At 46.6% G+C, this 20,137-nt stretch carries 15 protein-coding genes; 11 read left to right on the top strand and 4 right to left on the bottom strand.

The annotated features are described in order from the left end of the window. Positions 1-12 precede the first annotated feature (12 nt). Complete coding sequence (locus AC23N5_RS02520; protein ID WP_487754669.1) at positions 13-2,481, top strand: glycoside hydrolase family protein; 2,469 nt, start codon at positions 13-15, stop codon at positions 2,479-2,481. On the opposite strand, the gene AC23N5_RS02515 is transcribed toward AC23N5_RS02520, so the two are convergent. Both AC23N5_RS02515 and AC23N5_RS02510 read right to left on the bottom strand, forming a co-directional pair. Next, a complete protein-coding gene (locus tag AC23N5_RS02515; RefSeq protein WP_487754358.1) occupies positions 2,482-2,628 on the bottom strand; it encodes a hypothetical protein in 147 nt (48 codons plus the stop codon). 27 nt (positions 2,629-2,655) lie between these two features. After that, positions 2,656-3,099: a DUF6934 family protein gene (locus AC23N5_RS02510; protein WP_487754357.1), complete on the bottom strand. Its 444-nt coding sequence runs from the start codon at positions 3,097-3,099 to the stop codon at positions 2,656-2,658. A gap of 38 nt (positions 3,100-3,137) precedes the next feature. Between AC23N5_RS02510 and AC23N5_RS02505 the strand changes: the two genes are divergently transcribed. From AC23N5_RS02505 to AC23N5_RS02495, 3 genes are all read left to right on the top strand, one after another. Then, a complete protein-coding gene (locus tag AC23N5_RS02505; protein ID WP_487754356.1) occupies positions 3,138-4,853 on the top strand; it encodes a sodium:solute symporter family protein in 1,716 nt (571 codons plus the stop codon). 110 nt (positions 4,854-4,963) lie between these two features. After that, positions 4,964-6,973 (top strand): glycoside hydrolase family 2 protein, encoded by a 2,010-nt coding sequence (locus AC23N5_RS02500; protein ID WP_487754355.1) that lies wholly within the window; start codon positions 4,964-4,966, stop codon positions 6,971-6,973. A 140-nt stretch (positions 6,974-7,113) separates the two neighbouring features. Next, the gene (locus tag AC23N5_RS02495) at positions 7,114-9,444 is read left to right on the top strand and encodes an FAD-dependent oxidoreductase (protein ID WP_487754354.1); all 2,331 of its coding nucleotides are present in this window, start codon (positions 7,114-7,116) and stop codon (positions 9,442-9,444) included. A gap of 70 nt (positions 9,445-9,514) precedes the next feature. Here the strand turns inward: AC23N5_RS02495 and AC23N5_RS02490 are convergent, their stop codons facing one another. Together AC23N5_RS02490 and AC23N5_RS02485 are read right to left on the bottom strand one after the other, a co-directional pair. Continuing rightward, entirely contained in the window at positions 9,515-9,937 is a 423-nt protein-coding gene (locus AC23N5_RS02490; protein WP_487754353.1) for a carboxypeptidase-like regulatory domain-containing protein, read from the bottom strand. Between the two features lie 286 nt (positions 9,938-10,223). Beyond that, positions 10,224-10,598 (bottom strand): hypothetical protein, encoded by a 375-nt coding sequence (locus AC23N5_RS02485; protein ID WP_487754352.1) that lies wholly within the window; start codon positions 10,596-10,598, stop codon positions 10,224-10,226. A gap of 454 nt (positions 10,599-11,052) precedes the next feature. On the opposite strand from AC23N5_RS02485, the gene AC23N5_RS02480 reads away from it, so the two are divergent. The 7 genes from AC23N5_RS02480 (at position 11,053) to AC23N5_RS02450 (ending at position 20,137) form a co-directional block, all read left to right on the top strand. Continuing rightward, positions 11,053-11,622, top strand: coding sequence for an adenylate kinase (locus AC23N5_RS02480; RefSeq protein ID WP_028523839.1), 570 nt, complete (start codon positions 11,053-11,055; stop codon positions 11,620-11,622). Between the two features lie 102 nt (positions 11,623-11,724). Continuing rightward, positions 11,725-12,717 carry a GTPase ObgE gene (gene obgE, locus AC23N5_RS02475; RefSeq protein ID WP_028523840.1) on the top strand — a complete coding sequence of 331 codons (993 nt, stop codon included), beginning with the start codon at positions 11,725-11,727 and terminating at the stop codon, positions 12,715-12,717. 124 nt (positions 12,718-12,841) lie between these two features. Next, entirely contained in the window at positions 12,842-16,672 is a 3,831-nt protein-coding gene (locus AC23N5_RS02470; protein ID WP_487754351.1) for a T9SS type A sorting domain-containing protein, read from the top strand. Next, positions 16,669-17,427: a shikimate dehydrogenase family protein gene (locus AC23N5_RS02465; RefSeq protein ID WP_183978184.1), complete on the top strand. Its 759-nt coding sequence runs from the start codon at positions 16,669-16,671 to the stop codon at positions 17,425-17,427. The genes AC23N5_RS02470 and AC23N5_RS02465 overlap by 4 nt, the downstream gene beginning before the upstream one ends. Further along, positions 17,414-17,968: a GNAT family N-acetyltransferase gene (locus tag AC23N5_RS02460; protein ID WP_221225721.1), complete on the top strand. Its 555-nt coding sequence runs from the start codon at positions 17,414-17,416 to the stop codon at positions 17,966-17,968. Before AC23N5_RS02465 ends, AC23N5_RS02460 begins: the two co-directional genes overlap by 14 nt. Positions 17,969-18,007: 39 nt before the next feature. Further along, positions 18,008-18,796: a metallophosphoesterase family protein gene (locus tag AC23N5_RS02455; RefSeq protein ID WP_183978186.1), complete on the top strand. Its 789-nt coding sequence runs from the start codon at positions 18,008-18,010 to the stop codon at positions 18,794-18,796. A 114-nt stretch (positions 18,797-18,910) separates the two neighbouring features. After that, entirely contained in the window at positions 18,911-20,137 is a 1,227-nt protein-coding gene (locus AC23N5_RS02450) for a 4-hydroxy-3-methylbut-2-enyl diphosphate reductase (protein WP_183978188.1), read from the top strand.

Below are 20,137 nucleotides of genomic sequence, written 5' to 3'. Positions count from 1 at the left end.
GTGGTTTTCTCAATGATGTATGGGGAAATATGGGCTCAGAAAGCCTTGGTTTTAGAAAATTCATCGGTAAAAATTCGCTGGGAAAACAGCGCGGTGGGTTGGCAAATCAAAGCGTTGTCCGTTAAAAAAGGCAGTAAGTGGGTACCATTAAAAACGCCTTCGGGAGAAGGCACGTTGCTATTCAGCACCGAAAAACCCAAGCTAGAGTCAGACTCCGTTTTTAAGAGTATTACGGGTAATAAGTTTCCCGAAGATGCCTATCATTACCAAACCAAACAGTGGGCAGAAAGTACCAACCCCGTTTCGCTCAATACGGCAGGAACTGCGACTCATTTTTACCCTAAAAAAGGAACACAAAACGCACCCAATCAGCTGACGTTTGAGCACGAAACCGAAAAGGCACGCGTGCGCTCTACCTGGCGTTTTGACCCTAAATTTCCCAACGACGTCCTCGTCACGCAAACGCTCACGTCCAAGCAAGCGGGCTATTTTTCGTTGGCTACCCCAACGTTGAGCTCCATCAGCGAGGCTGACATGGTCTGGGCGGCCGTTCCTGGGTATTTTCAGGGAAACTACATGCAACCCAATTTTGCCTTGGCGTATGCCTACGGGCATGGGGTGCCGACGTTGCCCGTGGTCTATCGCGAGCGCTCGGCCAGTACGCTTAGCCCACTCGTCACGACCAAAACAGGCATTACGGTTTCGGTCATTCCTGACCCCGATTATTGTCGTGATCCTTGGGCCAAAGACAAGCTGACCCTCCACGATTGGAACATTGGGCTTTCCCACAAAAACCGCAAAGCGCAGTTAGCGCCTACGTTGTACTATCCCGTTTTGGGCGAGCCGAAATCCGACCTAAAAGCAGGAGAAACCGTCACCTTTTCATTTCGCTATAGCCTGTCGGAAGGCGATTGGTTTCGCATGATTAATCACGCCGCCTACGACATTTACCAACTCAAACAAACCTTGGAGCTTCGCCAAAGTAAGCAGTCGCTGACCGACCGTATCCAAAAAATGCACCATTACTTGACCAATCCGAAAACAGCACTTTGGAACATTGAAGAATACAAGGGATTGAAAATTGGGGCGCAGTCGTACTTGGGGGGCGTGGTAGGTTCGCAGCGCGATGCCATGAAAAACTCCGACTACGGCGCTATGTGGATGCTGGCCAACGCTACCAAAGACACCCTGCTCACCAAAAACGTACTGCCCTACGCCCTCAATTTTAAGTTTACCCAACAAATCACCGAACCAGGTTTTTTCAACGGAGCCTTAGCGGGACAGTACTATTTGGCTAAACGAAAAAAATTCACGGAGGAGTGGGGTGAGGTAGTTGAACCCATCGCGGTGACGTATTACACTATGCTCGATTTGGGCAATATTTTATTGTTCGAGCCCGATAATCAACCACTTAGAGAGCGTCTTCAAGCGGGGGCTGAATGGTTGTTAAAGACCCAAAAAGCCAACGGAAGTTGGAGTGTTGCCTACGACCGCAAAACCGAACAAGAGGCTTTTCTCGACATCCAAGACGTACGTCCTACGTTTTATGGGTTGTTGGTGGCGTATCGTATATTGAAAGACCCCAAGTACCTCGCGGCGGCGCAAAAAGGAGCAGATTGGTTGGTAAAAAATGCGGTCGAAAAGGGAAGTTTTCTGGGCGTATGCGGCGATGCCCGCTACGCTCCCGACTTTGCCACGGCGCAGTCGGCACAAGCATTGCTGGATTTGTACGACATTACACAAAATCCTACCTACAAAACCGCTGCTATCCAAGCCGCCAAAGTCTATACCACGTCGATTTATACCCACCCCATTCCGAATCGTACCTTAAAAACTGTCAACGGTACTCAGCGTGAGGATTGGGAGATTTCGCAAGTAGGTTTGAGCTTCGAACACGGCGGGATTTTTGGTTCTTCCAACGCCCACGGGCCTATCCAACTGGCAAGTCATGCGGGCTTGTTTATTAGGATGTACCAACTGACCAACGAACGTATTTTCGCAGATTTAGCCCGCTCGGCCGCTTGGGGGCGCGATGCGTTTGTCGAACCCAAAACCAGCGTAGCTTCCTATTATTGGCGGGTGATGAACCAAGGTTCGGGGCCATATCCGCACCACGCTTGGTGGCAAATCGGCTGGCTTACCGACTACCTCATGTCAGAGGCAGAATTACGTTCGGGTGGGCAAGTTACATTCCCGCGCGGTTTTGTGACGCCCAAAGTGGGGCCGCATCAGAGTTACGGTTTTGCACCTGGCGTAATCAATGGCCAAAAAGCATGGTTAAAAATTGACGAAAACCTGGTCAAAATTGATAATCCTACGGTCGATTACCTCTTGGCAGAGTCAGAGAAGAAAGATACGCTTTTTGTGATTTTGTTAAACAATTGCCTACAATCCGCTGATTTTCAAATTACTATCAACGGAAAGCCTTACAAAAAGCAATTGGCAGGTGCAGGCTTTGAAGTGATGACGGTCGCGAAATGATTAGTGTTTTTTTGGGATTGTAGGCAGGCCATGCTTGTTGACAATATCTTTAATAGATGCAATTTTTTCCGCAAATAAAGGTGTGCCATCAGCGCGTAGATATTGCTTTTTTTGCTTAGAAGCTGCTTTTATCGTTTCTGTTTTCATTGTTGTTTTTTTAGTGAAAATACCAGTCTATTTTAATTTAATCAAGAAAACCTCATAACTTTTGTTTGGTACAAAAAATTCCCACTCGTCTTTGTAGAACCCATACACATGAAAAATTTGAGAAATATCTTCGAAAGCATGGTTAATAGCCATTCGGTATAGTCGATTTCGTGCAGGGCTAGTACCTTGGAAAGCTACCAAGTGATTTGGTTTTCTTCGTGTATAGTCAACAGAAATTTGAAAAATAGTAGCTAAAACCTTGTTCAAATCATCATTATCACTGATAGATGTATCGCTCATCTCACTTGTTTCAGGATTGTAATCTACTAAGCCCAAATTAAAGATATTAAACTCAGGTACGGCAATGGAAAAAATTACGATTTTATGGATAATACCCTTAGAGCCAATACTTTCAAAGTGATACTCTTCGGTGTCTGCTTCGTAAGCAAAATTGTAATGAGGATAGTGCATAATGAAGTTAAATAAGTTACAAAACTAACCAAAACATCTTGAACTCACTGATTGATACCGCCGTCATCTTTATTTTCTCGGCTTTTGTGCTCGGAATTGGGATGCTGTTTGCCCGCACCGGGCGCAACCTCAAGTCCTTTTTTGCAGGAGGCGAAGCCGTGCCTTGGTTCATTGGTGGACTATCGCTATTCATGTCCTTTTTCTCCGCAGGTACGTTCGTGGCGTGGGGGTCAATTGCCTACAAACACGGCTGGGTAGCCGTTACGATTCAATGGACAATGTGCATTGGAGCCATTGTAACGGGCTTGTTTTTATCTCCACGTTGGCGCGCTACGGGCAATCTCACAGCGGCAGAGTTTATCCGCGAACGCCTCGGCGAACGCGTCCAGAAAACCTATATTGGTATTTTTACCTTGGTGTCAGTTTTTATCAAAGGGTCGGTGCTGTACCCCGTGGCCAAGCTGGTGAGTGTTTCGTTAGGCTTTCCCCTGATTGAGTCCACCATCGTGTTGGGAGTTTTTATGATTGCTTACACGGCCGTTGGCGGGCTGTGGGCAGTGATGGTCACGGACATCTTGCAGTTTGTTATTTTGACGGCAGCGGTGTTTATTTTGCTTCCATTGTCGCTCAGTAAAGTCGGTGGTTTTGAGAGTTTTACCCAACAAGTGCCCGATGATTTTTTCAACCTTCTCCACGGCGAATACACCTTCGGGTTTGTGATGGCTTTTGTGTTTTACCACATTGCGTACATTGGTGGCAACTGGACGTTTGTTCAACGTTATACCAGTGTCGATAGCCCTAAATCGGCCCGTAAAGTCGCATTTTTGTTTGCGGCGCTGTATTTCATTAGCCCCATGATTTGGATGTTGCCTCCGATGATTTATCGGGCTTTGAACCCTAGTTTGGAAGGATTAGACACCGAAAATGCCTACCTGATGATTTGCAAGGCTGTTTTGCCGCCAGGCTTGCTCGGGTTGATGCTTACGGGGATGTACTTTTCGACTTCTGCCAGCGCCAATACGACCCTTAACGTCGTTTCCGCCGTTTTTACCAATGATATTTATAAAGGTTTTATCAATCCTCAAGCCTCTGACGAACAACTCATTAAGGTAGCAAGACGCTCATCGTGGGGATTTGGGCTGGGGATGATTGTGATTGCCTTGTTGGTGCCTGCCGCGGGCGGGATTGTCGAGGTAGTACTGAGCATTTCGGCCATTTCGGGTGGGCCGCTGCTGGCTCCACCGCTTTGGGCGTTGTTTTCCAAACGTATCAACGGCAAAACTACTTTCTGGATTACGGTTATTGGCTTGACGGTCAACCTATTCTTTAAAGTGTTGTCTCCTTGGTTATTAGATTTTAAACTAAGCCGAGCCGTCGAAACCATCGTGGGCATTGGTCTGCCGTTGGTGTTGCTTTTAGCTTATGAATTGTACGCCCGAGCCAACCAAAAAATTGCCGAAGAATACGAACCCTATTTGGCTACCAAAGCCGCCCGAAAAGCCAAAGCCATGCTCGAAACCGAAGAGGAATCTGCGGAAATCAAACGCCAAAATCGCTTCGGAATGCAGGTCATTGCGGGAGCGTTGGTGTTTGTCGCAGTCGTATTGCTGGGATTAAGTGCTTTTGCAACATCGGGCGGAATGTTCACGGCGGGGATTGCAGTGGCAGTTTTGTTAGGAGCCATTATTCCGTGGCGTGCTGCTAGACGAATTACCGTCATGGGAGAAAAAATAGAGGAAGTCAGTCAGGGCTGAAGCCCGCCCATTGGGTCACTTAGCCCCTTCTCTAACCCCACGGCTTTAGCCTGGGGTAATGCAAATAAATAAAAATAGGCTTTAGCCCTGATAATCAATACATATCACACATGAAATTAACAAGTTTATTTTTCTTACTTTCATTTTCAGCTTTTGCCCAATTTAGCATTCGTCACTCCGACGCCATTCCGTTGCATGGACAATGGTCGTTTGCCATGGATACGCGAGAAGTCGGAGCGACTAAAGGCTGGTATAAAGACAACTACGCCGTAGGAGCGTGGGATAAAGTGAGCGTGCCTCACTGTTTTTCGGTGGACCCGCGCTATCAGTTTTACACAGGAACCGTCTGGTACCGCAAGTCGTTTCCGTGGCAAGTGCAGTCGGGTAAACGTATTTTGTTGCACTTTGATGCAGCTTATTATGCTACAACCGTTTGGCTCAATAACCAAAAAATTGGAACGCACGAAGGTGGCTATACGCCGTTTCATTTTGACATTACTGACTACCTAAAATCGGGCGATAACGTACTGGCTGTTTCTGTCAATAACGATACGTGGCAAACGGGCTCTATTCCTGGCGCGAAAGACAATGGAAATGCCAACGACCCTTTTCCAGGGTGGATTAACTACGGAGGATTAGTTCGCCCCGTTTATCTAACCATTGAGCCCGAACTATACCTCGAAAACCTTAAAATTGACGCTCAGCCCGATTTAGCGACGGGAACGGCGACCCTCCGCTTGCAAGCCCGCGTCCGCAACGCTTCTGCTCAAACCCAAAATCCCAAACTAACTACTTCCGTTATGTTGGGAAATCAAGCCTTAAAATTGGTTTGGAAAAATGCTTCAACCTCCGTTGGTGCTGGCAAAACGGGGCTGCTGGAAGCCGAAACTTCACTCAAAGCCGCCGATGTAAAATTGTGGAGTATCGACTCGCCTCAGCTTTATCAGCTTCAAGCCGTGGTAGGTAGCGATACCCTTTCAAGCTCGTTTGGAATTCGTAAAGTAGAAGTTAAAAATGCCCAATTGCTCCTCAACGGCCAACCTATTCGCTTGGCGGGCGGTAATCGGGTGGTTGATTATCCAAGTTTGGGCTCGTTAGAACCTGATTGGTTGGTCGAAAAAGATTTTCGCTTGATGAAAGAAGCGGGAATGGAGTTTCATCGCCTGACCCACTATACCCCCAGCGAAACGTTTTACGACCTAGCCGACCGCTACGGAATGCTCATTATCACCGAAGCGGGTAACTGGCAACTTACCCCTACTCAGATGGACAATGACACCATTCGTCAGAAGTTCAAACAGCAGTTTCGAGAAATGGCCGAGCGCGACTGGAACCACCCGAGCGTGATTGCGTACAGTGTTGGAAATGAGTATTTGTCCGAAACACCTTCGGGACAACGCTGGACCAAAGACATGATGGTCTATGGCAAAAGCCTTGACCCCAGTCGTTTGTTTACTTTCGCGTCCATGCGCCTCAATATTTTACCCGCCAAACCTGAAGACGAAGCTACTCAATACTGCGATTTTGTATCGACCAATACTTACGGCAACCACGCCAAGATATTTGACCACATCCACGCACTGTACCCCGACAAGCCTATTCTCATCAGCGAGTGGGGAATCCGCGCCGATACGCCCACGGGCGAAGCAGGGCAAGTCAGTCATTTGGAAAACGTGATGGCCGAAGTTCGTAAACGTCCGTACATTGTGGGCGCTTCGTGGTGGTCTTTTAATGATTACCAAAGCCGACACGTAGGCACCAATCCCAACGGCTACCGTCCGTGGGGGTTGGTGGGGCCAGATCGCAACAAGCGTCCCCTTTACCACGCCCATCGCCGTGAAATGTCGCCCGTTACGCTCGAAAAAGTACGTTTTCAAGCGGGCGGTCAAGGTGTTCATCAGTTGGTCGTACGGGTCAACAACCGCAGTGATTTCCCTGCCTATGCATTGAAAAACTACGCGTTAAAAGCGGGCGAAGCCACTTTTAACGTCCCCGACTTAGCCCCAGGGCAAAGTGCCGAAATAACGCTTCCTATACGTGGTTTTGAACCAAAACTCACGCTGGAAATCGTCAAACCGACGGGCTATTCGGTCATCAGTAAAACCTTTGAATTAAAATAGATACTAGACATTCCAAGTTTCCAAAACTTGGAATGTCTGACAAGGATTCGGTCATCAGTGAAACCTTTGAATTAAAATAGATTTCAGACCTGTTTTCAAAACCTTACAGGTCTCATAACAAATAACTTTTGCAAACAAGCATGATAAAAGCAGAAGCCATAGAAAAAAGAACTCCAAAAAGCGTTCATTATCATACCAATTTGGTCGTTGTAGGCGGTGGATTGTCGGGGCTGTGTGGTGCCATTACCGCCGCGCGCGCTGGAATCAAGGTCGTGTTGGTCACCGATCGCCCCGTGTTGGGCGGCAACGCGTCCAGTGAAGTTCGGCTGTGGGTGTTAGGAGCCACCTCCCACATGGGCAACAACAACCGCTGGGCACGCGAAGGAGGCGTTCTCGACGAATTGTTGGTAGAAAACATGTACCGCAATCCCGACAGCAATCCGCTTATTTTTGACACCATTTTGCTCGAAAAAGCCATCAGTGAACCCAATATCACGCTTTTGCTCAACACGAGCGTTTACGAAGTAGAAAAATCGGAGCCAGATACGATTTCGAAAATTCACGGTTTTTGTTCCCAAAACTCCACCCATTACGAACTCTCCTCACCGCTCTTCTGCGATGCTTCAGGCGACGGAATCGTAGGTTTTCTGGCAGGCGCGGCCTTTCGGATGGGGGCCGAATCGCGGGAAGAGTTTGGGGAGAAATTTGCGCCTTCCCAAGAATACGGCGAGCTGCTGGGACATAGCCTTTATTTTTATTCCAAAAACGCAGGCAAGCCCGTCAAATTTGTCGCGCCGAGTTTTGCCCACGATGTTACCCAGAAAGTCCCCAAATTCCGTTCTTTCAACGCCAACGAGTTTGGTTGTAAGCTTTGGTGGGTTGAATACGGCGGTCGGCTCGATACGGTCCACGATACCGAAACCATCAAATGGGAGCTCTGGAAAGTGATTTATGGCGTTTGGGACTACATTAAAAACTCAGGGAAGTTTCCCGAAGCCGAAAATCTTACCCTTGAGTGGGTGGGGCAAATCCCTGGGAAACGCGAAAGTCGTCGCTTTGAGGGCGATTATATGCTGATTCAGCAAGACATAGTAGAGCAACGGACGCATTACGATGATGTGGCTTTGGGCGGCTGGTCGATCGACTTACACCCTGCCGATGGTGTTTTTTCCGAAATTGGGCAATCAAGCTGCAATCAGTGGCACAGCAAGGGCATTTACGGCATTCCGTACCGCTGTTTTTATTCACGCAACATCAACAACCTGTTCCTCGCAGGCCGCATCATTTCGGCCAGTCACGTGGCTTTTGCGTCGTCGCGCGTGATGGCTACGAGTGCGCACATTGGGCAAGCCGTGGGAATGGCTGCAAAATTGTGCATCGAAAAAGGACTTTTGCCTCGCCAACTTTCGGAGAAGCAACATATTGCGTCTCTACAGCAAGCATTGCTAAAAACGGGACAACACATCCCCCAACTTCGCCTAAAAGACGACCAAGATTTAGTACAAACGGCCATCCTTTCGGCCAGCAGCGAGTTGGTGTTAGATGAATTATTGCCGTCGGGTGAACCCCAACCGATGGTCTTTTCGGTGGCCCAAATGATTCCTTTCTCCAATGCGCCTTTAGGAAAAGTGATTCTCCATCCTTACGCCGACGAACCGACCGAGCTTCAAATCGAACTGCGGGTTTCGAGTAAGGCCGATAATCATACGCCTGATGTAACGCTTTGTCAACAAACCATTTCATTGCAAAAAGGCCGCAACTGTGTGCATTTGGCGTTTGATGAGGCTGACTATCGTCCCCAACTCAATCAACTTCGGGCCGCCCAATCCGAAAGTACACTGGGCTATGCATTTATGACCATATTGAAAAATGAGAAAGTACGCTTACAATACTCAGACCAACGAATAACGGGCTTACTGACTGTCTTCAATCAAATCAACGAAGCGGTTTCTAACTACGGAAAACAGGAGCCTACGCAAGACATCGGCGTGGATACGTTCGAGTTTTGGTGTCCACAGCGCCGTCCTGCGGGTAAAAATTTAGCCTTAAAGTTCGAACCACCTCTGAGCCTATTTCAAGCCAATCACCTAAGCAATGGTTTGCAACGGCCTACTTGTCAGCCCAATGCTTGGGTCGCTAGTCCAACAGACGCGCACCCAACAGTGCAGCTCTCGTGGGACAGTCCCCAGCAGATTCGTGAGCTTGTCCTGCACTTTGATACCGATTTTGACCACCCGATGGAAACGGTCTTGATGTCGCACCCCGAAAATGAAATGCCGTTTTGTGTAAAAAATGTGCGGGTTCTGAACCAGCAGCAAGAAGTCATTGCCGAAATCAAAGATAACCACCAAAGCCAACGCATCATTACGTTTCGCGAGCCGATTGAAACAACAACGCTCTCGATTGAAGTAGAACATCCGTCAAACGTAGTTCCTGCGGCTTTGTTTGAAATTCGGTGTTATGGAGGCTGATGTGGAGTGGAGTAGCGAAAAAAGCATTTAGGGTTTATAAAAAAGGTGATTCTTTTAGGGAGTCGCCTTTTTATCTAGGTATCATCCTAAAATCATACTGTGCCTTTGATCCCATCTCTACCTTACAACAATTTTGAGTTTGTTGTCCATTCAAATAAGTATGATAGCCTCTGTATTTCAATGCTACGTTTGGGTCGCTGTTATAGTTGTTTATCAATTCAAATGAATGAAATTCTTTAGGAAGAACAATAACTATATTGTATTTCCCAGTGGAGTCCGTATATACAGTTTTTAAATCGCCACTAACAGAACTCCATACCCCCTTTTGGCCATAAACCATAATTTCCACATTAGGTACGGGTAATTGAGTGACATTGTCAATGACCGTACCAGATATAGTTGCTTGTCGATTTATAGTAGGGTCAAATGAACAGCTTTGTGTCAGTAGAATAATACCAGCGGCGTATAGCCATGGCTTGGTTAATGGTTTCATCTTCATACGTTGTTTTTTAGTGCGATTTTATTAAATCAGGGGTGGTTTTATATACGTATATAAAAAGTTAACTATTTGGTTGTTAGTTATTTGTGTGTGTGCTTTGCTTGTTAAATTTTGCCTGCAAGACGATTTCGCAATTTTTGATGGTCTTTTTGGTAAGGCTTTTAAATGCCCTGTTATCCTCTCACATAGGTATTTGAGTTGGCACTGCGAAATACCGCTTATTTGAGCGATTTATAGATACAGGGTAAAATATTACTGTATTTTTCATGATGCAGGTTGGTTAATCAATTTTTACAATTTTGTCAATGACAATGAAAGGAGCAGGGCCAGTGGTAAAAGTAGGACAGGCATCACAGTTGAATATTCGTCCCCAAATTCGGTATTTAAAAGGTTGAGGCTTTCCCCTCACATAGGTATTTTCATAAGGTAAGATTTTCTCTTCTTGAAAGGGACAAATAAGCGGTGCATCTCCTCCTTCAATGATAAAACCAGCACTTTGGTATAAATCAGCTCGTGCATCTTTGATAGTTTTGACGTAGCGGTAATGCCCATTATCTGGTCCACAAGCACTTGGGTCTTTTTTCTTACAACTCACGCTCATCAGCATTGCTACCGTAGCGTATAGAAATAGCTTGCTTAATGGTTTTATGTTCATACGTTGTTTTTTAGTGTAAAATTTTTTGTTGCAAAGTCAGGAGTTTTTCATAGGTTGCAGTGTGTAAAAGGGTAGATGGATATTCAAAGATACGTACTTTTTTTAAGGTTAATGTTATTTTTTAGTTATTTAGTAAATGGTAGATTAGTATTTGTATTGTTTAATTAGGTGTTAGATAAAGAAACATAACTACGTTTTACTATGTATTGCCACTGTTGAAGTTTGGGGTGCATAGCCGTGGGAGAGCAGGGTACGCGATGAGGGCGAAACAGGGTGGGCGAGGCGAGTGTAAAAGCACCCCCGCACCAGCCTACTTGGACAAACCTACTCCATTTTAGCAAATTCCTTTGTTAATTTGTGAGGAAAAACCGTTGAGGAGTGTTACGAAATTGTAAATTTGCATTTTATACACTTTAAACCGTAAGACTCCCTCTTCTAAACATCCTTGTATCAGATGCTTAACATTGTACTTTTTGGCCCTCCCGGTGCGGGCAAAGGCACCCAAGCGGCAAAGCTCATCGAGAAATACCAGCTATTTCACATTTCTACGGGAGATTTGTTCCGGATGCACATCAAAGAGCAAACCGAGCTCGGTAAGCGGGTGAAAGATTTGCTCGATAACGGGATTTTGGTTCCAGATTCCATCACCATCGATATGTTGGAAGAGGAAGTGCAGAAAAATCCTGACGCAAAAGGAATTATTTTTGACGGATTCCCCCGTACTGTTCCTCAAGCCGAAGCCCTCGATGCGTTTTTGGAGTCAAAAAACACCAATATCAAAGCGGTATTGCAGCTGGATGTTAATGAAGAAGAATTGAAACGCCGTATTGCCGAACGCAAAAAAATAAGCGGACGGGCCGACGACGACGAGGATAAACTGGTAAAGCGTATAGATGAATATTTCAACAAAACGGTTCACGTACTGCCTTATTATGAAGCCCAAGGCAAGCTGACGGTGGTGAACGGGATTGGCGAAATCGATCATATTTTTGGTCAACTTTGTGAGGCAATCGAGACCGTATAATAAATTTTAACGGGAGTTTCATACAGACTCTCCCTTTTCTTTCTCAACTTTGTAACTCGTGTGATGCCATTTAGGTCCATCACGCGAGTTTTTTATTTTACTATGGCAACTTCCAATTTTATAGATTACGTTAAAATAAACTGTCGCTCGGGAGCGGGTGGAGCAGGTTCTGCACACTTCCGACGTGAAAAATTTGTGGACAAAGGTGGCCCTGACGGTGGCGACGGCGGACGAGGTGGGCACATCATTATGAAAGCAAACTCGCAGCACTGGACACTCCTCCACTTGAAGTACCGCAAGCACATCAAAGCGGATGCTGGCGTAGGTGGCAGCGGGGCGCGTTGCAACGGAAAGCAAGGAAATGACGTCATCATAGAAGTACCGCTCGGAACCATCGCGCGCCATCCTGAAACTGGGGAGGTGATGGGCGAAGTAACCGAGCATGATCAGGAGGTGATTTTGTTAAAAGGAGGACGCGGTGGGTTAGGAAACTGGCACTTTAGATCAGCAACCAACCAAACACCCCTCTACGCCCAACCTGGCGAACCTGGACAAGAAGAATGGATTGTTTTGGAGCTAAAACTCCTTGCCGATGTGGGATTGGTTGGGTTTCCAAACGCTGGAAAATCAACGTTGCTCTCGACGGTATCAGCGGCAAGACCCGAAATTGCCGATTATCCGTTCACAACGCTTGTCCCGAACCTCGGAGTGGTGGCTTACCGCGATTTTAAATCGTTTGTAATGGCCGATATTCCTGGGATTATTGAAGGGGCTTCGCAAGGAAAAGGACTAGGATTGCGCTTTTTGCGACACATCGAACGCAACTCTATTTTGTTGTTTTTGGTGCCCGCCACTAGCGAAAACGCAGGGGATGAATACCGTACCTTGCTTCGTGAATTAGAATTGTATGACCCAACTCTATTAGATAAGGAACGACTTTTGGCCATCTCGAAAATGGATTTAATTGACGACGAAGCCAAAGCCGATCTCATCAAAACACTTCCTACCGACATACCGTACGTATTTATTTCGGCGGTGATGCAAGAAGGAATAAACGAGCTGAAAGATTTGATTTGGAAGGTTTTAAATCCTTAAAATAAACATCCAATAAAATCAAAATAAGGTGGGTTAGTACCAAGCGTAAATAGCTATTTATTTGCGCTGTTACTAACCTTTTTTTTGCGGTAGTAAACATATATTCCACCATAAAGCTGAACAAATGAAATTTAGTAAAGCATACTTATTCTATTTTGTCAACTTTTTACTATGGCTCTTTCTACCACTTACTATAGTTGCCCAAATTAGCATTACGTTCCCTAGCAGTCGAATCGTTTTTCAGCGCGATAATGCAGGCAACGGAACGATTCCTATTACGGGGCAGTATGCTCAAAGCATCGACCGAGTGGAGGCACGTGTGGTGCCAATGGTCGGTGGGCAAGGAGAGCAAACCGACTGGCGAACTATCCAAGAAAATCCGCAAGGTGGGTTTTACTCAGGAAGTATTTCGGTCAGGGGAGGCTGGTATGAATTGCAAATCAGAGGAATGGCCAATGGAAATGTGGTTACTACTACCGAGCTCCAACGGGTGGGTGTCGGAGAAGTATTTGTCGTGGCAGGGCAATCAAACGCCCAAGGTTTTTTCAACTACGGCGCACCCAGCCCTGGCGATGATCGCGTCAACTGCGTGAATTACTATAACGGTACGCACCAAAATAACTCCTTGCCTGCGCCGTCGTTTGTCAAGATGAGCGACAACAGCAATATAAGTCCGCGCGGGTTGTCTTCTTGGTGCTGGGGAAGGTTGGGAGATATTTTGACCAATCGGCTGAATGTTCCAGTGCTATTTTATAATGCAGGTTGGGAAGGAACTGCTTCCAAAAACTGGTCTGAAACCGTTGATGGAGGCACTACAAGTAGCATTTATATCAATGACACCTATCCACCTGGGCAACCCTATGCCAATTTGCGTTTAGCCCTCAATTATTATGCGAGCCTTACGGGGGTGCGGGCAGTGCTTTGGCACCAAGGCGAAGCCGATAATATTCTCAATACCAACGCCAACCTGTATGCGTCTAATTTGCAGACGGTCATCAACAAATCGCGGCAGCATTTTGGCAAAAATGTAGGTTGGGTAGTGGCAAGGGTTTCTCATTATAAAGGGAAAAATAGCCAAGAGGTGATTAACGGTCAAAATCAAACCGTTTTTAATACATCGGCTGCTTATTTTGGCCCTAATACCGATGAGGTTCAGATTCCGCGTCCTGATGGAGCTCACTTGCAAAATGGAGGATTATCAGATGCCGCCAACGTATGGGCTAATTCGCTCGATAATAATTTTTTTAATAATTGTTCGCCCCAAACAGGTACTTATCCTTCTTTTTCGGTTCGTTGTGCGGGAGGAAATCAACTCAATATCAACGTTCAAGGGCCGTTTGTTTCGGTGCAATGGAACAACGGTGCCACGGGGTCTTCTGTCAACTTTGGTCCAGGTACGTATCAGGCTACCGTCCGAGATGCCCAAGGAAATACCTATTTTACGCCTTCCATTACCGTTCCTAACAACCTACAAAGTGCGCCCGTTAGTATTGCGGTTGACGGGAAAGTCCCTCTTTGTCAAGGAAGTAGCATTGGCCTAACGTCGAGCAGTAGCATTGATAACAATTGGAGTACAGGAGCCACCAGCCAGCGTATTGATGTATCTTCGGGAGGAACATATACGGTGACTACTAGAAACCTGTATGGTTGTAGCAGTGCAGCCTCGTTTACCGTAAGTACCGTCAATTCGCCTCCGCCAGCCAAGCCTACCATCAATGCGTCAGGAGCGCTTACATTCTGCCAGGGTGGTTCGGTGAGCTTAACGGCCAGTGGTGCCAACGAATACCGCTGGTCAAACGGCGAGCGTGGCCAAACGATTGCCGCCCGTACGTCGGGAATTTATGAAGTACGGGTACTCGATAGCCAAGGCTGTACGTCGGAGCCTGCGAGTGTGGTGGTGGTGGTAAATACACCACCTGCCGCCCCAAGTATTAGTGCTTCGGGTAACACCTCGTTTTGTGAAGGGGGAGAAGTGACATTATCTTCCAATTATTCGGCAGGAAATGTGTGGAGCAACGGCGAACAAGGCACTAGCATTAAAGTAACAACGTCGGGCACATACAATGTTCGTTTTAGGGATAACAATGGCTGCGATGCCATTTCTAATTCCATCAAAGTAACGGCCAATCCGCTTCCCGCCAAACCCGTGATTACGGCGGAACGCCCACTTACGTTTTGTGAAGGCGATAGTACGGTTCTTACCTCTACCAATTCGGCCCAGTACAATTGGAGTAATGGAGCTCGTAATCGTCGCATCAGTATTTTACAAGCAGGGACTTTTACTGTGGCTATCACAGATGCCAATGGCTGTTCTTCACCTGTTTCTGACCCTGTTACTATAAAAACCAATCCGCTGCCAGCTGCCCCAACCATCAGCGCTGATCGGACGCCTACTATTTGTGAAAATGAAGTGATTACGCTGACTTCTTCTGCTCAAGCGGGCTACATCTGGAGCAATGGCCAGAATACAAGGACTGTGACGGTCAACCTCACGGGGCGTTATTCGGCCCGCACGGTGGACGCGAATCAGTGCCAATCACCGTCTTCTAATGTCATTGCCGTAACCGTCAACCGCCTTCCTGACAAACCCACCATTACGGCACTTGGTGCCACAACTTTTTGTGTAGGTGGGCAAGTACAGTTGACAACCAATTATAGCTCGGGTCTTTCGTGGAGTAATTTTCAAACAACCCAAACGGTCACGGCTACTACTGGGGGCGACTACCGAGTGCGGTATCGGGATGGCAACAACTGTGAGGCCATTTCTGATCCATTTAAAGTAACGGTTCATCCTTTACCCACGGCTCCTTCGGTGATTAGTGAAAGACCCACGACTTTTTGTTTATTTGATAATACGGTGCTCACCATTACCTCGGCGGGGAGTTCGTTTAAATGGAGTACGGGCGATGAAGGCCGAAGCATAAAAACGTACTCGGCGGGTAGTGTTACCGCCACCGTTTATGACCCAACCACGGGTTGTACTTCTCCCTCTTCAAATCCCATTAAGATTACGGTTAATCCGCTCCCTGAAAAACCGACCATCAATGTAACGGGCTCAACGACGATTTGTGCGGATAAATCTGTAACCCTCACCGCCTCACAAGCGGCGGGCTATCAGTGGTCTAACTCCGCAACGACGCAAAGTATCAATGCCAACGTGGCGGGAAATTACACGGTGGCCGTCAAAAATGAATTTGGCTGTTTTTCTTCGGCCTCTGATCCTATCACGGTTCGGGTGATTCAACTGCCTAATCCGCCATCCGTTATTGCTGAAGGGCGCACTACGTTCTGCGAAGGCGAACAAGTAGGTTTGAGGGTAGAAAGCCCCTATCAGGTGATTTGGAATACGGGAGAAACAACAAGTAGAATTATCGCCAAACAATCAGGTAATTACGCGGCTAGTATTCGTGATGAATCGGGCTGTCAGTCGCCATATACGGGTGCGGTTCGGGTGGAGGCTAAAACCCTTCCCGCTACGCCCGTCATTCAAAAATCGGGAATTTATGCCTTACAAGTGAGTAACCCGACCGAAGGCGCGACTTATGCTTGGACAAACAACGGCCAAGCCCTCAGCGAAACCGCCGCGACCATCCGAACGACACAAGCAGGAAGTTATACGGTGATTTCGTCGATTAAGCACAGTACTACGTTGACATGTACGTCCAAAGCATCGGCGGCGTATGAGTTTGTGCTGGAAAGTGGCAACGCCCGCATAGGTGTTTTTCCCAACCCAAGTACCGATGGAAATGTCACCATCGAAGCATTAGAAAATTTGAGCGATGTCACCATCATAGTCTATGACCAAACGGGGCGTACGTTGATGACCAAAACGTTTGCTAGTTTGGTAGGTCAACAAAAACTAGATTTGAGCGACCTGCCCTACGGAACGTATCATATCAAAGTCCGAACCCCAACATTTAACGAAAGTCAAAAAATTGTTTTAAGCCAACCATGAGATTATTTGCCCTAATTGGATTCCCGTTGACTCACTCTTTCTCAAAAAAATATTTTACCGAAAAATTTGAAAAAGAAGGCATCAGCGGATGCCGCTATGAGTTGTTAGAATTGCCGAATTACCAAGACTTTCCCCAACTCATTGCCGCACATCCCGATTTGGTTGGCCTCAACGTGACCATTCCGCACAAGCAAAACGTTATTCCTTTTTTGGATGAATTGGACGCGGCTTCGGCGGCGCGGATTGGGGCGGTCAATACCATTAAAATTCTTCCCAATGGGAAATTAAAAGGGTATAACACCGACTATTACGGTTTTCGGTCGTCGTTGGAGCAATGGCTCGACTCGTTGCAAAGAACGCCTGTCAATCTCAAAGCATTGGTATTAGGCAACGGAGGTGCTGCTAGGGCGGTTTTTGCAGCTTTGAACGACTTGCAAATTGCGTATCAGGTGGTTTCTCGTCAAAAAACTGAAACGACCATCAGCTACGATGACCTCACTGAGGAAGTTATCCACAGTCATTCGTTGATTATCAACACTTCGCCCGTTGGAACTTACCCCAAGGTAGAGGATTGCCCCGCGATTCCGTATCATTTATTGGGGGAGCAGCACCTTTTGTACGACTTGGTGTATAATCCTGCGGAAACGTTATTTTTACAAAAAGGAAAAGAACAAAACGCCCAAACGCACAATGGCCTTCCGATGCTCCATCTACAGGCTGAAAAAGCGTGGGAAATCTGGAATGCAGCACAATAACTACATTTTCACCAGCGAGCGTCTCGGTTTTCGACAATGGCAGGACAGCGATGTGCCTCGGTTCGTGGCTATGAACCAGGACGCACGTGTGATGAAGTTTTTCCCAAACCTTCTTCCCGAAAACGAAACCCGCGAGATGGTCGAACGAATGAAAGCGCTCATCGACCAGCGTGGTTATAGTTGGTTTGCGGTGGACGAGCTTTCGAGCGGTCAGTTTATTGGATTCATCGGCCTAAATCACCCTCGTTTTGAGAGTTTTTTTACGCCTTGTTTGGAAATAGGCTGGCGGCTTCACCCCGATTTTTGGCACAAAGGCTACGCCACGGAAGGTGGTAATGCCTGCCTTGATTTTGCGTTTAATACCCTCAAAGTAGAAAAAGTATATGCCTTTACGGCTGATACCAACCAGCCTTCTGAGCAGGTAATGGTTCGACTCGGAATGACGAAGGTAGGTGAGTTTTTACATCCTCTTTTGCCTAATCATCCGTTGAGTAATCATGTATTGTATGTAACTTCGAAGCGGGTTGTGAGCAACTCTTGATACTTAATCGGGTTATGAGCAACCCTTAACACTTTTTTTATGATACGTCGCGAATTTCTCCAGCTTTCCGTAGGTCTTGTAGCGCTTGGTTGTCAACCACCTTCGACCAAGTCTTCCCGTCGATTGCGTTTTGCTGTGGCCTCCGATGGCCATTATGGGCAAGCAAAAACCGATTATAAAGCCTACCACGAAAACATCATCAAGTACTTTAAGCAAGAACGGGCTGAAAAAGGGCTTGATTTTGTGGTTTTTAACGGAGACTTATTTCACGATAACATTCAGTTTTTGCCCGAAGTTAAGCAGTACTTTGACCAATTGGGCTTTCCGTATTACGTTACTCGTGGCAACCACGACCACGTTACACCTGCTCAATGGCGCGAAACTTGGGGATATGACCTTAATCACAGCGTAGAAATTGGTAAAAATGCGATTATTTTGGCCGATACGTCCAACGAAAAAGGAGAATACCTTTGCCCCGATATTCCGTGGATTGACGCTCAATTGGCCAAATTTACCAAAAAAGAACACGTATTTTTGTTCATGCACATTCCTGCCAAGCTTTGGTCTGAGCACGGCACAACGTGCCCCGAATTGGAAAAAACGCTGGCTAAATATCCTAATCTTCGAGCCATGTTTCATGGGCACGACCATGCCATCGACATGGGTAAAACGCTTTCAAAACCTGCCTTTTTCGACGGGCATTTTGGTGGAAACTGGGGCGTTGACTACAAAGGTTACCGCATTGTAGAGGCCCGTAGCAGCAGCAGTTGCTACACGTTTCAGTGGAATCCCGAGAAACAATTAAAAATCAACGAGCAAGTATTTTAGATTTTGTCGAAACAAAGTGGGAAGGTAGCGTGTTATAAAAACGTTCGTCGTACCTTTGCAGCGACGGTCTAAGCAACCCATTTTTTTATCCACGTCTAATTCTGCTCCAACAGCATGAAGACTTTCCAAATACCCGAATTTTATCGTAGTCGGATTATCACTCCTATCAAAGAGCTACGTCGCAAAAACGACAAGTTGAAGCGCGATTTGTCGCCGACCGTGCTGGATTTCGGGTCGGTGAAGTTTCTTATTGCGCGGCATTTTGGGTTTTGCTACGGCGTCGAAAACGCTATCGAAATCGCCTACCGGGCCATCGAAGAAAATCCTGATAAGCGTATCTTTTTGTTGAGCGAAATGATTCATAATCCTGACGTTAATCGGGATTTATTGGAACGTGGCGTGCGTTTTTTGATGGAAACCACTGGCCGTCAAATCATTCCTTGGGAAGAATTAAAGTCGGACGACATTGTTGTTGTTCCTGCTTTTGGAACGACCATCGAAATCCAAAATCGCTTGCAACTTCTTGGCATCGACGCCTACAAATACGATACTACTTGCCCGTTTGTGGAAAAAGTGTGGAATCGCGCAGCCCAAATCGGACAGAAAAATTATACGATTGTCGTACACGGAAAACCGTTACACGAAGAAACGCGGGCTACGTTTTCGCATAGTAAAGAGGATGCTCCCACGGTTATTGTTAAAAACCAAAAACAAGCCGAACGCCTGGCCCGTTACATTACGGGAGAGGCCAATAAAGAAGAATTTTTTGAGGAGTTTAGTGGGCAATATTCCGTAGGTTTTGACCCAGAACAAGATTTACAACGCATTGGAGTTGTCAACCAAACAACGATGCTCGCTTCGGACACGCAGGGAATTGCGGATTATCTCAAGCAGGTAATGATAAAACATTTCGACCTTGCCCCGCACGAAGTAGAAAGTCGTTTTGCCAACACGCGAGATACCCTTTGCTACGCCACCAACGACAATCAAGATGCGACTTACGCTTTGTTGAAAGAACAAGCTGATTTTGTGTTGATTGCAGGCGGCTATAATAGCTCCAATACTTCCCACATTGTAGAACTTTGCGAGACCAAATTTCCAACGTATTTTATTGAGTCGGCCAACAAAATTTTGGATCGCAACCTCATCAAACACTACGACTTACACCGAAAGAAAGAAAAAGTCACCGAAAACTTCATTCCAGATAAAGATTCGGTGACTGTCATGCTCACTTGCGGGGCGTCTTGCCCTGATGCCATCATTGAAGGCGTCTTGACGCGGGTGTTGTCCTTTTTTCCCGATGCCCGTTCGTTGGACGAAGTAATGGGAGAGGTGTTGTAA

Source organism: Runella sp. R5_40, from assembly GCF_057652295.1.
Note: the sequence above shows the minus strand (reverse complement) of the source record. Positions and strands in the feature narration are given on the sequence as shown.